Genomic DNA, 14,745 nt, shown 5'->3' on the forward strand with positions numbered 1-14,745 from the left:
ATGGCCTCAGGATTCTAGCACCTTTTTGGGCAAATAAACCCCTGAAATGACCACGGTCAAATTCCAGAAACACTGAATCGCTTATCCCGGCAAAATGGTCAATAAATTGTGTTCAATCCTATTGGATTTTCAAAGGATTTTGCCCTGTCTCGAACTGGGATGTTCCCCAAAAAGTCCTGTTTCTAGGCCCAACGGGAACATTTAGTCATTTTTTCAGTATAGAAGGTCCAGCCAAGAGCCGATGACTCTAGAGAAGGTCATGAATTGGGGAACGCCCCATAATGACGCTTCAAGTCTAATCGGTATTTATAGGGGGAGACGAAATGACGGTCCTTTCAACCTGCATCAGCACCTTGCTTGTGGCTGCCATCCTGTACGGCTCCCCGGCTCTGGCCAGTGGCACCGAAGCCGGTCATTGCACCGACTGCTTCGTCGAAACACCCAACGGCCTCAGAATGAAAGACAACCTCACCTTCGTGGCCTCGGTCCTTGACGATATCAACGACAAATACAATTGGGGCCCATCCTGTATCAACTATGCCACGGGCACCAAAATCGGAGAATGGGGCCATGCCATCCGCAAAGAATACATGGCTGGAAATTTCACCCACCTGGCGGAAGGTACTCCGGACATCCATCAATTGTGTCCGAACTATAAGATCATGAAGCCCACCGACAAGGCGAACTTCTGGGTTTTGATCTTTAATGCCATGACCCACTACGAAAGCACCTGCAACCCGAAAGCCACCGCGAAGGGGCCGAACGGCAGTCTGTACGGACTGATGCAATTGCACGTCGGCCGCGAACAGGTCTATGCGAAGTCCTGCGAAAAAGGCGACAGCAAAACGCCGGTGAACACCTTTGCCTGCACCCTGGACATGCTGAATGGTCAGTTACGCCGGGACAATGCTCTGTTCAGCCGCAAGTCCTATTGGGATGTTCTGCGCCCGCAGGCCGCCAGTGGAAAAGCCAAAAAGATCTCAAGATCCGTCAGCGCTTACGTCCCCTGCCACGATGAAAAACGTCTGAACGTGAAACAGGCGGAATTCTTCGACAACGAGGAAGTCTGGAAAGCACTGCAAATCAGCGACACACCGGACGACGGAGCCTGGGACGGATAGCATTCCTCAAGTTCAGGTAAATCCTACAAAACCGGCCACCACAGCCGGTTTTGTCGTTTTGGTGTTCGCCATGAAATTTCGAACAGTTCATCCGCCAAAAAGGCTTAAACTCGGGCAAACCTCGCAATTGACATATACATGTTCACCTTGAGTTGGTAAGTGTCTTGGCCAAATGAAGACGTTGAACAAGTTTTTCCATGTAAAGTTTGAAGAAAGACGTGCGGCAAATCCGCGTTTTTCATTGCGTGCCCTGGCTCAGCGGGTGGAAATTTCTCCGGGACACCTGTCTGAAATTTTCAACAACAAACGTCCCGTTTCCTCTGCCAACTTCAGCAAACTGGTGAATGGTCTGCGCCTGTCCGACGAAGACATGCAAAAGGCCCAGTCCCTGTTTGACTCTGAAAGAAAGCGCAAAAAGGCCACTCATTCCATCGAGCGTGTTTTGAGCAAATCAGAGTTCTCTGAAGTTTCCAGCGTGGATTTCTTTCTGGTGCTGGCCGCGATGGACCTGCACACCGAAGAATGGGATGTGGAACTGATTTCTGCTGAAACCGGCGTTCCGTCCGAGCGCACTCAAGTTGTCATGAACAAGCTTCTGCAACTGGGCCTGGTTGAAATGAACAGCGCCACCACCTACATGAAAACCGTGCGCAGCCTTGCTTCTGAGAACGACATCCCGAATTTTGACGTGCAAAAATTGCACAAAGAGGCGCTAAAGCGCTCCACTGACATTTTCCCGAAGGTTCCAACTGAAAAAAGGGAAATGGTTTACCTGACAATGGCTGTAAATCCGAAAAATTTGGACCGGGCAAAAAAAGAACTCGAAAAGGCCTGGAAAAAGGTTTACGGAAAGCTGACACAAGGCGAATGCACTGAAATCTACACGCTGGGCATGCAATTGCTGCCAGCTGTGCCAAAGGAGACAGAACAATGAAACATCTGATTGCTGTTATCGTTTTATTGGCGGCGCCCAGCGCCTTTGCCCAGTACGTGGTTCGCAACGGCGGCTACGTGGTGAGCTGCCTGAACCAACCGACCGTCGCTCTGGAACTGGCTGAAGCCAAGGAAGAAGGGCTTTCTGTTCAGTACTCCCCGGCCAGATCCCATCAGGCCAAAGTTTCTGACTTGATCGCGCGCATCCGCCCGGTGAACTCCCAGAAAGCTTTGAAATACACGCAATGGCTGAAACAGTGGCCACAACAGATCCGTTGGAAGTCTTCCTTTGCTTTGGAAGGACCGAACGACCAGGGCGATATGGAACTGGGCCGCGGATGCCGCCTGAAGATTGCCATCGTTCAGACCAACGAAACCCGTTTCGGTGAACAGTTGTACGAAATTGATTCTTTGGTTTGGGGCTCTTTGGATGAAAACCAAAAAGCCGCTTTGGTGATGCACGAATTCATCTATCGCGACATCCTTGAGGAAAATCCGGAATCCAATTCCCTTGAAGTTCGCTTTATCAACAAAGCCCTTCACGACCTTGATTCCCAGCTCCGTGACCGTCGCAAGTTCACAGAGCTGATGCATTCCTTCTAACGGCAGGACGAGGACACCAGACGCTGAAAGTCGGTGTCCTTTCTGAATTTGAAAATCACATCGCCGTCACTCATGTAATTGAAAATATCCTGGTTGCGCAAAGAGCAGTTTCTTTGTGCGCCGGTCAGCACGGACTTCCCGCCTTTGATCATCGCCGGATCCTGATTCATCGCAAAGCCCACATCCAGAATCTGCCCTTGATAGCCGACGATGGACACGCCGCCTTTGTTATTTGTGGCGACTTTATCAACCACCACTTTCGCGGCCCCTGAGATCGACTTCAGCACGGCTTTATTCACATCAAAGACAAACTTATCACCAGTGACGTGCTCGATGACCAGCTCGTCTGCTTCGGGCACCCACTGATGGGTGATCACAGCCAGCTTTCTGGGAAACAGGAAGAAGTCCCGGGCGCCAAACTGTCCGTCGGTGCCATAGGCGTTAAAGATCATAAGCATCCCGTCTTCGGTCAGCACATAATCGCGATAAATCATGTCCTTGTAACCGTCTGTGGGTGAAACGGACAACATGCAGATCCCCGCCTGTTCAAGCCAGATGCGCTGAAGCTGCACGCCCTTGTGGGTTTCTGTAAGATTCTTGCAGCGGTCCGGAGCTGGAGCTGCCTTGGCCAGCAAGACGAAAAAAAATGCGGTGATGAACAGAACGCTCTTCATGAATCCTCCTTGGGATGACTTTCAGATTACAAATCCCCCTGAAGCGGTCAACGAGCCCACGACCAGATCCTGTTTCATCAAAAAGGTGTGAACAGATAAATTTCTGCTTCCCCGCCAAAAGTTTGACTGAAAATCAGCTGGCAGGCCCAATGAATTGTCACCTAAGGAGGATCTTATGAAGTGCATGAAAATGCTGGTGTTCTTTGCTTTGATTTCACCGCTGGCAGCAGTCGCGCAAATCGAATCGCGCATGGATTTCGGAATGCTGATGGTGGGGGCCGAACGCTCGAAGGATATGCTTTTGACTAATTACAATGCCACCGCAATTTATGACATTTCACATACAATTTCTGGCGATGGATTCACCGTAACAAGCGACTGCCCCGAACAATTGCGTTCTGGCCTTTCCTGCCGCTATCGTCTGACCCTGACTTGCCATCGCGAAGGCTATCAGGACGGAATGTTTGAGATCTTCACATCCGACAAAAATTACCGTGTGCATCTGTCTGGGTACTGCAATCCACTCTGACCTTAGAGTCAGCAGGTATTCATTTATAGTATATTAACTATATTTTTATATATTTAACAAATATCAGGGCAGGCTCTATAAGCAGGTTCATAAACCTTTCTTTGGAGCCTTAAATTGAAAACGCTTATGTTTACCCTGACCCTTCTTCTTTCTGCTTCCAGCTTTGCCAAAAGTGACTATAACTCCCGCACCATCCAACAAGCTGTAGCACAACTCAGCCAGATCGCCCAAGAGACCCGCGTGACTCAGGTCCAACCTTCCACGGACGTCAAAGGCATGGTTCGCGAATTTGCACTCGCGGCGGGCAAAGTCGAGTCCGCAGAGGAGTTTGAAGCCAGTTGGCAGGGGGACAATGCGGCGGCCTGGCAGGGGGATTCCACCAACTGGGGCAGTTCAGACCTGAAAGGGGCCTCCGAATACGTCCTCAGCGTTTTGGAACAAAACCTTGAATACAGCGAACAAACCACGGAAGACAAAGTGGCTTTCTCTGAAGCTTATCTGAAAGCTCAAAATGCCTTTTCTCTTCTTCGCCACATCAAAACTGTGAAATACGGAGTTGGCCCGGTCGGCGCTGTTCAGTGCGGCTTCCAATTCGCGGCTTTGCTGGTGATTGATAGTGAAACCGGCAAGGTATACACTATCATCATGGAAGGCTCGGGCTGCTAAGCCAGAAAGGCTTTATGCTGAATATTTACATCGATGCGGACGGCTGCCCCGTCAAAGACGAGATCTACAAGGTCGCCGAACGCTATCAGCTGAAAGTCTTTGTGGTTGCGAACAAATACATCAACATCCCCGCCAGCGAGCGCGTGGAGATGGTGGTGGCCTCTTCGGGATTTGATGCGGCCGACGACTGGATTGTTGAACACGCCGGACCTGGCGACATCGTCGTGACGGCGGACATTCTTCTGGCCGAGCGCTGTGTGAAAGGCCAAGTCCGTGCCCTGGGCCCCAAGGGTGTGGAATTCACGGAAGACAGTATTGGATCGGCCGTGGCGACACGCGAGCTGATGCAGAATCTTCGCCATATGGGCGAAATGCGCGGCGGTCCCGCGCCGATGGATAAAAAAGACCGCTCCCGCTTTTTAGGAAAGCTGGATGAAATCATCCAGTCCCTGAAACGACGCTAAGGCCTGTCGCTCAATCCCAGGCCCTGCAAGATGCGCGGGACGCACTTTTCCACTCTGGATACCCGGGTGGCCGCTTGTTTGGCTGAAGCAATATGTATCAGATACAGGCGCTGACGGCCCGGAGTCAGCTTTTCAAAAGCTGCTTTCAGTTTCTTGTTTTTATCCAGGGCCTGTTTCAATTCCGCAGGCATGGCTGGCATCTTTGCCGGCTTCTTTTCAGTTTTCACTGAGGACTCAGAAATCTTGATGGCTTCTTTGATGTAAGCGCGGATGGCCGCCTTCACTTTCGTGATGTCCGCCACACTGGCGAACTCGAAGCGTTTGGCTGACTGCGAATTTTCACCCGGCGACTTCAAAAGCTTTTTGGAATCCTTCAGTTCGCTTCCCTGAAAAAACATAAAGGCGCAGGAGTTTTTAAAGTTCTGGACGATTGCGATGTTCTTATCATCATGCAGGTAACAAGGCAGACTCCATTTGAAGTCCTCCGTCAAACCACTGTCCAAAGCAATCTGGCGCAGCAGCTGAACTTCCTCTTTCCACTTTTTCTCGGATTTAACAAAGGCATCGACTTTAGGATGTTTGGAACTCATCACGACCTCCCGCCTTCACAGGATGCTATGAAGGCTGAAGATAAGCAATCGAATGCAGCAGCGGGCTGTCGACCCGTTTACATCTCGAGGGCTGCCCCTTTGACTTCGCGAAGAACCAACTTTGCTTTGCCGGTCCGGACATCCATCATGGCCATCCCGGAAGGCTGACCCCAGACAACTCCATCTTTGGTAATGTTCATCTCATAGGAGGACAGCTCCCATGATATCTCGGATGTTTCCCCCGTCACCATATCCAAGGCCACTGGGAATTCCGAGTCCATACTCCAGTAATAGAATTTTCCTTCCTGAATATACCAGTCATCAAAGCCTGCAGAGTCAGGAAGAGCCCATAAGCCGACCAGCATCGAATCCGTCTGAACGGTCAACAAGCCAAATTCATAATCGCCATTTTTTTCAGCTTCATACAAGATGTAAATCTTATTCCCCACAACATTAGCTCGCCCAAAGTAGCCCCAGTCGTGCCCCGCAAAAGGGTCCCAAGCCAACAATGCTCCGGTCGAGGCGTTAAATGCTGCCAGCCCTTGTCGCATATTCCCATCAACCTCTACAAATTCACCGCCAATATAGAGCACACCCTGGTGGTGCTTGATGAATTCGACATTGTTATCCGGCTGCGGTTGCCAACTTGTCAGCTGGCCATTCACGAAGGACGCAACATGTGATCGAGCTTGACCATCGATATCGGAAAAAGCACCGGCGACATACATAGTCTCGCCGACCGCCTCAAAACTTTTGACGGTGCCATCGACTTCCAGGATCTGCTGAACACCCGTCTTGATATTGGCAATAAGCAATTTTCCCACAGTCGAGCCCATCGGGTTGTCGCCACGACCACCGACATAAAGGTAATCCCCGATCCGGGCAGCGGCATTGATTTGCTGGAATTCAGGTTGCATTGGAATCGAAGGGACCCAGCTAGAGAAGCTGCCATCATTGGAATTCACAATCGCCATGCCGTTGCGATCAGGTCCGCCCAAATCGTTCGCAGTCACCAGTATTTTTCCATCACTGACCACCAAAGTGCCAATGATACCGGACAGAGTTTTTACCACCGTAGCTGTCCCATCGGTTTCCAGTCGTACAAGGTCTGCGCCGCTGGCGACATGCAAACTGCCATTATGTTCAACCAGCGAGTTAGGATAGGCACCTACGAAGTCACGGCCCAGGGTCATCAGCGCCCCGCCATTGTTCAGGTCGTAGGCGGCAAGATTCTTATTCGTTCCAGAACTCAGACGCCCCATCGTATACAGAACGCCATCTTTGATAACAAAGTCCGTGATGTCATTCGGGTTCGTCAGTGCTGGCACCCACGGGATCACATTGGCACTTTGATCAATCGCCGCATAGTCGTCCCGCACCTGCAGATTCAATCCCAAAGGCTCAGAGAAGTAACCTTGAATGTAGACAATACCGGCGTACTCCTGAATAAAGCGAACTTCATCAAAAGTTCCGCGGTCAGTTACCGGAGCCCACGACTTCAAGGACAGATCACTGGTCTGCAAAGCCGCCAGCCCCAGTCTTTCCTGCCCTATCACCGAAGTGAAATCGCCGGCGATATAAAGAGTCTGCTGATCCTGCGACAGAGTCATTGAAAGAAGATCTCCACCCGTGATTTGGGAATCAAAGGCTTCAGCATCCCCTGTGTCAGGATCCAGTACGGCAAGGTTACGAACGACCGCAGCACCAATACTTTTAAATGTACCTCCAACGAAGACTCCACCGCCCCCGACCGCCACGGTCTTAACCAGCGAGGTTCCATCTCCGGCAATCATGAGGTCCCAATCCTTCACGGTACCTGCACCGGCTGTGGTGACCGCCGCCACACCGGGCATGCTTTTCCCACCAATCGCCGTAAAGTCACCAAGAAGATAAAGAGTCCCAGCGCCGCCATTGAATATTCCTGTGACTGTACCCAGCGTGGCGGCGTTCACAGGGTTCGGACTCCATGTGGCATCCACCGACATGTCACTGGTATTGTATCGGGCTATTCCGTGCGCGTTGGTGGCACCAACTGCCGTGAAACGTCCGCCGATATACAAGTGCCCACCGGCATAATAAACACTGTTGATTTCATTATTCGGAATATTGGCTGGATTGGCCTGCAGGTTTCCGCTTTCATCAAAGATCGCCATATAAGTACGGTTGACGCCACCGACTTTGGTGAATGCGCCTACGGCATAAACGTAAGTTCCATCATAAGCGACGCCATAGAAACCGGATCGAAAGGTTGTGGACTTCTGCCACGAAACGACGCCTGTTGATTTATCAATAGCGATCAAGCCCGCATTCGGACTGTTGTATGAATTCACTCGCGTGACATATACCTTGGTCGCTGACACGGCAATACCCGTCAAGTCCGTGTAGACAGCATCAAGCACCGGATTCCAGGATGTGATTGTTGCACCCGTCGCGGCATTGCACGCCAGAACGGAGCTCGTCGTAACGTTAGAGCTATTAAGATTGGATCCGCCAACATAAAGAGTATTGCTGGCTTGATCATGAACCAGCACGGTGATCTTTCCGAAAATCTCTGCTTGGAAATTGGGATCCAAACTGCCATCGGCCAGCAAATGAATCACGCCGTTTTTCATTACACCCTGATACTGCCCGGAAACAGCCACATAAAGACCGCCGGCTCCATCGCCGGTGGAAGCCAGAATATCATTGTCGAAACGAACGCCCGAGGGCCACTTAGAAACGCCCGTCGTCGCGTCGACAACGGATCCATAAGGATTGCTGATGCTGGCGAAAATGCCTCCTACAAAAAGCTTTCCCTGCCCCAGAGCCAGTTTAATTTGTCTCAGATCAGGAACCGCTGCGAGGTTGCCGAAAGGTTTAAAATCCTTGTCCAGGGCACCATCTGCATTAAGACGAGCAAGGCCCCGGCGAGTGGTCCCTTCGACATCAGTAAAGTCCCCTGCAATGAAGAATCCCCCATTGCCATCCGCGATGGACTGTCTGATTTCACCAGTAACCACCGGGCGCGCCACGGGACTGGTCAAGCTGGATCCATAAATTGGAAATCCACAGGTACCGACATGAGTGAACTGCCCCACCAGCAAATAATCACCTTGCCCCAGATCTATCGGGGATTCGTACTGACCGTTTAAACAAAATGTGGATGCAGAGGTTTTTCCCAAACCAGGATCAGATCCCGGAGAACTGGGAGACTGCGTGGTAGAACCACCAATCAGGCTGGCATCAATGGCACAACCTGCATTTATCAAGACTAATACGATCAAGAAGATAAATTGCATACCATCTTATCGGCCTCATGTTTAAAGGCCTAAACTGCAAAAGACCCTTTAAGAAATTTAAGTAAAAAATGAGGCTAAACTCGAGGCACCCTCTGATCCTCATGTTTTACTTGGGGCCAGTCTCATTGTAAGACGCAATTAGTCTCCGCCCAGTGCTCGACGATCCACTCTCACGACAACAGCGCCCGCACTTGTCTTTCCGCTGACGTAAGCAACCACTGTTGCCAACAATGAAATCCCCAGTGCTGTCCAGGCTGTGGTTATCAGACTTCCATTATCGATAGCAACACCACCCGCCCAGGCTCCAATCGCATTACCCAGGTTAAAGGCCGCGATATTAAGAGCAGAAACCAAAGTAGGAGCTTCAGCTGCATGCTCCAGCGCGCGCATTTGCAATGGCGGCACCGTCGCAAAACCAGCAAACCCCAACAGCGCCACCAAAGCCAACGCCGCCAGCTTATAGCCCATCAAGAACGTAAATCCGAATAGAACCACAGACAGCAACAACAGCGTTCCCACCAAAGTTCTGTTCAAGCTTTTATCCGCCCATTTCCCACCGACAATGTTCCCAACGACCAACCCCGCCCCGAACAACAACAAGATCGGAGAAACGGAGGCCACCGCAAAACCTGAAACGTCCGTCAGAATCGGCGCAATATAAGTGAAAACAGCAAAGACTCCGGCGAAGCCAAAGACAGTCAATAGCAGACTTAACAACACCTGCGGTTTCATCACCACGCTGATTTCCTTGGCCACGCCCGCATCATCACCAGTATCTTTCGTTGCCGGCACAAAGAAGATCAGCGCCGCCATTGCCAGAGGCCCCACAGCTGTCACCGCCCAGAATGTTGCATGCCATCCGTAATTTTGGCCAAGCCAAGTGCCAAAGGGAACTCCCAAGACGTTAGCAAGCGTAAGGCCTGTGAACATCAAGGCAATCGCCGTGGCCTTTTGATTTGGTTTAACAAGGCTGGTGGCTAGCACTGACCCGATTCCAAAAAACGTTCCGTGCGCAAAAGATGTCAAAACCCTTGCGATCATCAAGACGGAGTAATTTGGAGCAAGGGCACAGATAAGATTTCCCAAAGTAAAGATCGCCATCAAAATAACCAGCGCGCGTTTCTTAGGCCACTTCGCAGAAAGCAGCGACAACACAGGGGCCCCCACCGCAACACCGAGCGCATAACCGCTGACCAGCAGTCCCGCCGATGACAGACTCACACCCAGGTCCTTGGCTATTTGGGGCAACAACCCCATAATCACAAATTCAGTCGTTCCAATTCCAAACGCTCCGATCATCAGTGCGTATATTGCTAAAGGCATTTGAGCCTCCTTGTATAACCACCAATCTATCAGTATTGTGATTGCTCATTTAGTCACGAATGGGCAAAATATATTTGATTCGGAGTCAATAATGAAAACAACCCTGGACGAGCTGCAAACCTTTATTACGATTGTGGATACGGGCTCTATCAGCGCCGCCGCTGAGGAACTGAATCAAACCCCTTCCGGGATCAGCCGGACCCTGGCCCGGCTGGAAAAAAAGCTGCGAGTGACGCTGCTAAGAAGAACCACACGTAAGTTGGATCTGACGGCGGAGGGTGAAAGATTTCTGCAAAGCTCTCGGGAAGTCATTCAGGCCCTGGAAAACGCCGAAGAATCTGTGGGTTCCAAAAGTACACCCTCTGGAGTTTTGCGAATTGATTCCGCTTCTCCGTTTATTTTGCATTCGGTTGTGCCCTACTTGAATGAGTTCCATAAATTGTACCCGGAAGTGCAGGTGGAACTGTTTAACAGCGAACGCAATATTGATCTGATCGAAAACCGCATCGACGTCGCCATTCGAATTGGAGAACTTGCCGATTCGTCCCTTCACGCTGTCAGCCTGGGACAAAGCCGCCGCAGAGTTCTGGCAAGCCCACAATACCTGAAAGCCAATGGGACCCCGAAAAGCGTCGAAGATTTACAAAACCATGTCCTGATTGGTTTTACCGATCCGCAAAAGCTGAACCACTGGCCGCTTAAATACAGCGGTGGCACCCGCTACCCCATCAAAGCAAAGTTCAACGCCTCTAGCGGAGAAACAATTCTTCGCCTGGTAAAAAGCGGTATCGGCATCGCCTGCCTTGGCGACTTCATGACAACCCCTGAACGCGAAAGCGGCGAACTGGTTCAAGTCCTGCCCGGCGCCGCCGTCGAACAAAAAGAGCAAATCCACGCCATCTACTACAAAAACGCCCAGCTATCGCTAAGAGCCGACGTCTTCATAAAATTCCTAAAATCAAAACTAAAAAACGCCTTGTAGAAATTGGAAGTTGGAGGAAATTTTACGGCAGCAAAATTTGGTGCCGTCGGCAGTTGTGCCCGCGCCAAAAAGCGCCAGTGGCGCTTTTTGGTGAGGAGCATGCGCGAGGCTCTTGCCGCGAAGGCGGCAAATGTCGAGCGCATAGGAAAAGCGCGCTCGATGCGCGCTTTTCCGCGTCCTGCCGGAGCAAGCCACATCAACCGAAGCCATATTAAAAGGAAAAAACTAAAAAAGATGGTGCAGTCGGCAGGACTCGAACCTGCAACCCCTTGGTTCGAAGCCAAGTGCTCTATCCATTGAACTACGACTGCATAGAGGGCCCCAGATTATCAATGAAGCCCTGCAGAACGCAAGGTTTGGGCTGGCGCAACGTGGCGTCATTAGTCTTCAAACCAGACGGTTGAACTGTAGATACCTCGCGGATCCGTCGTCTTGGCCCCAGTGACCGGGTCCAACACCAAGGTGCCATCAGCGTATTTCACGCCCTCAACAGTGTTGAAATGAGCCATCACAACGAGCTTATCAGACACCTTTCTGAGCGCACGATAAGCCCAGACAACGATGGTGGGTGCCCAACTGGTGACCGATCCATCGGACAGATTGAAGGCCGCCAAACGGGAACGGGCTTCACCGCCCACATCCGTAAACTGCCCGTAAATGTAAACCTTCCCATTCACAATCGCCACACCGTTGACCCAGTTGTTAACTGTCGGAGTTCCGCCCATAAGATTCCCGGTACTTAAATCAACTTTCGCCAAATGATCAACGGCCTGCCCGTCCACCATTGAAAATCCCCCACCAATAATCAACTCTGTACCGTCAATATCAAAACCCAATATCCGCCCGTCCACTTGGCTCGTCCATGGCAGCCCTGTCGCATCCGCAAAACTGAGTTTTGCCAAATAAGCAGCCCCCATATCGTCGCTGCCAATTTCAGTAAACTCGCCGGCCACCAGCAAACTTCCCTGCACACCACGCATATCAGTGATTTCGTCGTTGGCATCAGCATTCCATGAAGTGACTTCACCAGCGGCATCGATTTCAACCAGATAGTCCTTACCAGAAGGAGTCGCACCAATATCAGTGAACCTGCCACCAACAAAGATACGGCTGTCATGCACAACAACGGATTTCACATAGTCATTAGGATTGGGATGCCATGGCAGCAATTCCCCTTCGGCATCATACATGGCCAGATATCTGGTTTCAGGAATGCCCAAAGTCTTTGAAGTATGTACGAAAAGCAGATCCTCCCCTTCAGTCAGCGCCGCTTTATAAACGGCATCGCCGACCGGACTTGCCACTGAAGGAATATACTGTGTTCCATTCGACTTGTTCCAATAGCCAACAACTCCATTTGTGAAACTTAGGATATGACTGTCAGTGACCTTCATAATAGAAACCCAGCCCTCGGGTTCATAGATCGTAGCCCATGAAGTATCCAGAACCGGGGTGCCTCCACTAAAATTAAACTTCACCAGGTTGCGCGTCGGATGGCCGTTGACCGAATCAAACATCCCACCGACCCACAGCTCATTGCCGTGCAGTTCATAGTCGGCCAAACCACCCCACACGGGCACTGTGGTAATACCGGCCATAAATACTGTTTCTGCCCCCGTACTGGAACTCAACATCACAAAAGCCCCGCCGTCTACCGCCAACAAAGTTCCATTGTGAAGTTTCAACTTTCCAGAAAAAGCAGTTCGTCCCGTCGCTACAAAAGCCGTGTCGGCATTATTGTCGGACAGATTCAATTTAGCGATTCCCTCAGACACATGGGCATTGGCCCCGACGGCGCCAAACGCCCCGGCGATAAAAACAGATCCTGCTGTGGTTTCGATAGAGTTCACAAATAATTCATTGGTCGCATCATCAGTTAATGGCGGAGCCCACGACGCCAACTCGCCTGTCGCCAAATCAAAAGCTGCCAATGAAGATCGAGCGTGCGCAGGACTGCCTGCCGTTGAAAACTCTCCACCGACATACAAGATGTCATCCTGGATCTTCAAGGCCATCACCGTGGGTTCGAGGCTTCCGTATCCAATGTTGGGATTCCAGTCAGACAGCGTTCCATCTGCTTTGATGTGCAACAATGACTGATTGCCATTCTTTGCCACAAATTTTCCGCCGACATAGTAGCCGCCGTTTCCATCAGCCACAATGACGTGGGCTTCCCCGACAGCGGCATCCAAGGGACCGACCGCCACCACGGCTCCGGTCGCAGGATTGTATTTCAAAAAAGGACTGGTGCAGGGACCGATGCGGGAAAAGTCCCCAGCCAGAATGGTTTCACCGCCAGGCATTTGAGCCTGGGAAAACACCGGACCATTCGCACAGATTTTCTGACTGATTTGAGGAGCATCAACGACTTCATCTCCGCCATCAGGCCGGAGCAAGGACGGCAGCATATGCCCGGAAATATTGGCCTCCAGGGTGCAACCCAAGGACAATAGCGCGGTACCTATAATTAGGACGTTCAAAAGAAGGACTCGCATACCTTACTTTTCGGAATGCGAGTTTTCAGAGATGAATTACACCAGCATTAGTTACGGTGAATTAACGTGGCTGTACTAATATAGAACGATTAATAATCTTTCACGATCAGATGATTTTTAAGCTGGTTGGAATTACCTGCACCCGTCGGAAAGTGTGTCTGCAAGTCCTTGCCACAGGCTTCAATCGCCGCAACAAAACCATCAGCCCACTTCCCATCATGAAGCTGCTTTCCAAGCATACCCAGGATCTCGTCCCAGTGCTCTTTCGGAAGCTTCTTGGAGATACCTTCGTCCGCCAGCACCACCGCCTTTTTTTCCATCACAGAAACGAAGATCAAAACCCCCGTCCCACTTTCAGTGCGATGAATGCGGTTCAGATAGAATTCCAGATGAGCACGACGGTGAACTGAATCCAGCTCGTCCTTTTCTGGCACAAACACTTTCTGAATCCACTTGGACTTGGCCAGCACTTGCGAAAGACCAAAAAAGATCACAACAATCACCGGCCACAGATAAACCCAAGGCGTCACCCACAACCAGTCACTGAACGGGAACTCGACAATGATCAAAAACAGAGTCAAAAGCAACGTCAGCGTCAAAGGCACATGCCCCACCGCTGAGGACCGACGAACAATTACAGGAACAATCTCTCCCGAAGTGGTTTCTTCCACCTTGGAAATAGAAGCCTCAATCCGCGCAAGATCCGCCTCAGAAAGATATTTGTTAATCCAACTCATAAAGTTCCCTCAAATAATCAATTACCGCTACCAAACACCAGCCAAAACGACTTCAGCACACCCAAGGCTCGGTATTAAGCAACAAGGCGAATCCTAGGTTGAAAGCCGGTACTCCGCCTTGGCTTGGGCTATGGCCTTAGTGCCTTGAGCGCGAGTTCCGCAGCGAACCAAATTCCACCAGCGGCAGCCACAAAAAAACAAAAAGAGCGAGGACTGTCCGAGCGAGCAAGGCTCTAAGGCCATAGCCCAAGCCAAGGACCGAGAGTAACGGCATTACCAACTGCCGGATGAGCCCCCGCCGCTGAAGCCACCGCCACCGCCGGACCAGCCGCCTCCGCCGCCACCAGAAG

At 51.0% G+C, this 14,745-nt stretch carries 13 protein-coding genes and 1 tRNA gene; 7 read left to right on the forward strand and 7 right to left on the reverse strand.

The genetic code is table 11. The features are described from left to right. Window positions 1-323 precede the first annotated feature (323 nt). The 3 genes from ACNQKP_RS17800 (at window position 324) to ACNQKP_RS17810 (ending at window position 2,657) form a co-directional block, all read left to right on the forward strand. Window positions 324-1,121, forward strand: a complete 798-nt coding sequence (locus tag ACNQKP_RS17800; RefSeq protein ID WP_417866571.1) for a hypothetical protein — start codon at window positions 324-326, stop codon at window positions 1,119-1,121. Between the two features lie 172 nt (window positions 1,122-1,293). Continuing rightward, window positions 1,294-2,055, forward strand: coding sequence for a TIGR02147 family protein (locus ACNQKP_RS17805; protein WP_417866573.1), 762 nt, complete (start codon window positions 1,294-1,296; stop codon window positions 2,053-2,055). Next, window positions 2,052-2,657, forward strand: a complete 606-nt coding sequence (locus ACNQKP_RS17810) for a hypothetical protein (RefSeq protein WP_417866575.1) — start codon at window positions 2,052-2,054, stop codon at window positions 2,655-2,657. The genes ACNQKP_RS17805 and ACNQKP_RS17810 overlap by 4 nt, the downstream gene beginning before the upstream one ends. On the opposite strand, the gene ACNQKP_RS17815 is transcribed toward ACNQKP_RS17810, so the two are convergent. Continuing rightward, complete coding sequence (locus ACNQKP_RS17815) at window positions 2,654-3,331, reverse strand: hypothetical protein (protein ID WP_417866577.1); 678 nt, start codon at window positions 3,329-3,331, stop codon at window positions 2,654-2,656. The genes ACNQKP_RS17810 and ACNQKP_RS17815 overlap by 4 nt on opposite strands. Before the next feature lie 175 nt (window positions 3,332-3,506). Here ACNQKP_RS17815 and ACNQKP_RS17820 point away from each other — a divergent pair, with 175 nt between their 5' ends. The 3 genes from ACNQKP_RS17820 (at window position 3,507) to ACNQKP_RS17830 (ending at window position 4,990) form a co-directional block, all read left to right on the forward strand. Continuing rightward, window positions 3,507-3,860, forward strand: a complete 354-nt coding sequence (locus ACNQKP_RS17820; RefSeq protein WP_417866579.1) for a hypothetical protein — start codon at window positions 3,507-3,509, stop codon at window positions 3,858-3,860. Window positions 3,861-3,986: 126 nt separating this feature from the next. Continuing rightward, the gene (locus ACNQKP_RS17825) at window positions 3,987-4,526 is read left to right on the forward strand and encodes a hypothetical protein (RefSeq protein ID WP_417866581.1); all 540 of its coding nucleotides are present in this window, start codon (window positions 3,987-3,989) and stop codon (window positions 4,524-4,526) included. Window positions 4,527-4,540: 14 nt separating this feature from the next. Next, entirely contained in the window at window positions 4,541-4,990 is a 450-nt protein-coding gene (locus tag ACNQKP_RS17830; RefSeq protein ID WP_417866583.1) for a YaiI/YqxD family protein, read from the forward strand. On the opposite strand, the gene ACNQKP_RS17835 is transcribed toward ACNQKP_RS17830, so the two are convergent. The 3 genes from ACNQKP_RS17835 to ACNQKP_RS17845 form a co-directional block, all read right to left on the reverse strand. Next, complete coding sequence (locus ACNQKP_RS17835) at window positions 4,987-5,580, reverse strand: YdeI/OmpD-associated family protein (protein WP_417866585.1); 594 nt, start codon at window positions 5,578-5,580, stop codon at window positions 4,987-4,989. The two genes, ACNQKP_RS17830 and ACNQKP_RS17835, sit on opposite strands and share 4 nt — an antisense overlap. Before the next feature lie 77 nt (window positions 5,581-5,657). Continuing rightward, window positions 5,658-8,858, reverse strand: coding sequence for a hypothetical protein (locus tag ACNQKP_RS17840; RefSeq protein ID WP_417866586.1), 3,201 nt, complete (start codon window positions 8,856-8,858; stop codon window positions 5,658-5,660). A 138-nt stretch (window positions 8,859-8,996) separates the two neighbouring features. After that, window positions 8,997-10,181, reverse strand: a complete 1,185-nt coding sequence (locus ACNQKP_RS17845) for an MFS transporter (protein ID WP_417866588.1) — start codon at window positions 10,179-10,181, stop codon at window positions 8,997-8,999. Between the two features lie 91 nt (window positions 10,182-10,272). On the opposite strand from ACNQKP_RS17845, the gene ACNQKP_RS17850 reads away from it, so the two are divergent. Beyond that, on the forward strand, window positions 10,273-11,163 hold the full coding sequence (locus tag ACNQKP_RS17850; RefSeq protein ID WP_417866590.1) for a LysR substrate-binding domain-containing protein: 891 nt from the start codon (window positions 10,273-10,275) through the stop codon (window positions 11,161-11,163). A gap of 235 nt (window positions 11,164-11,398) precedes the next feature. On the opposite strand, the gene ACNQKP_RS17855 is transcribed toward ACNQKP_RS17850, so the two are convergent. The 3 genes from ACNQKP_RS17855 to ACNQKP_RS17865 form a co-directional block, all read right to left on the reverse strand. Next, window positions 11,399-11,474, reverse strand: a tRNA-Arg gene (locus ACNQKP_RS17855). Window positions 11,475-11,543: 69 nt separating this feature from the next. Next, window positions 11,544-13,658 carry a hypothetical protein gene (locus tag ACNQKP_RS17860; protein WP_417866592.1) on the reverse strand — a complete coding sequence of 705 codons (2,115 nt, stop codon included), beginning with the start codon at window positions 13,656-13,658 and terminating at the stop codon, window positions 11,544-11,546. 89 nt (window positions 13,659-13,747) lie between these two features. Beyond that, entirely contained in the window at window positions 13,748-14,395 is a 648-nt protein-coding gene (locus ACNQKP_RS17865) for a TPM domain-containing protein (RefSeq protein WP_417866594.1), read from the reverse strand. Window positions 14,396-14,745: the final 350 nt, after the last annotated feature.

Origin of the sequence: Bdellovibrio bacteriovorus (assembly GCF_048286975.1) — a bacterium.
Classification (GTDB): domain Bacteria; phylum Bdellovibrionota; class Bdellovibrionia; order Bdellovibrionales; family Bdellovibrionaceae; genus Bdellovibrio; species Bdellovibrio bacteriovorus_H.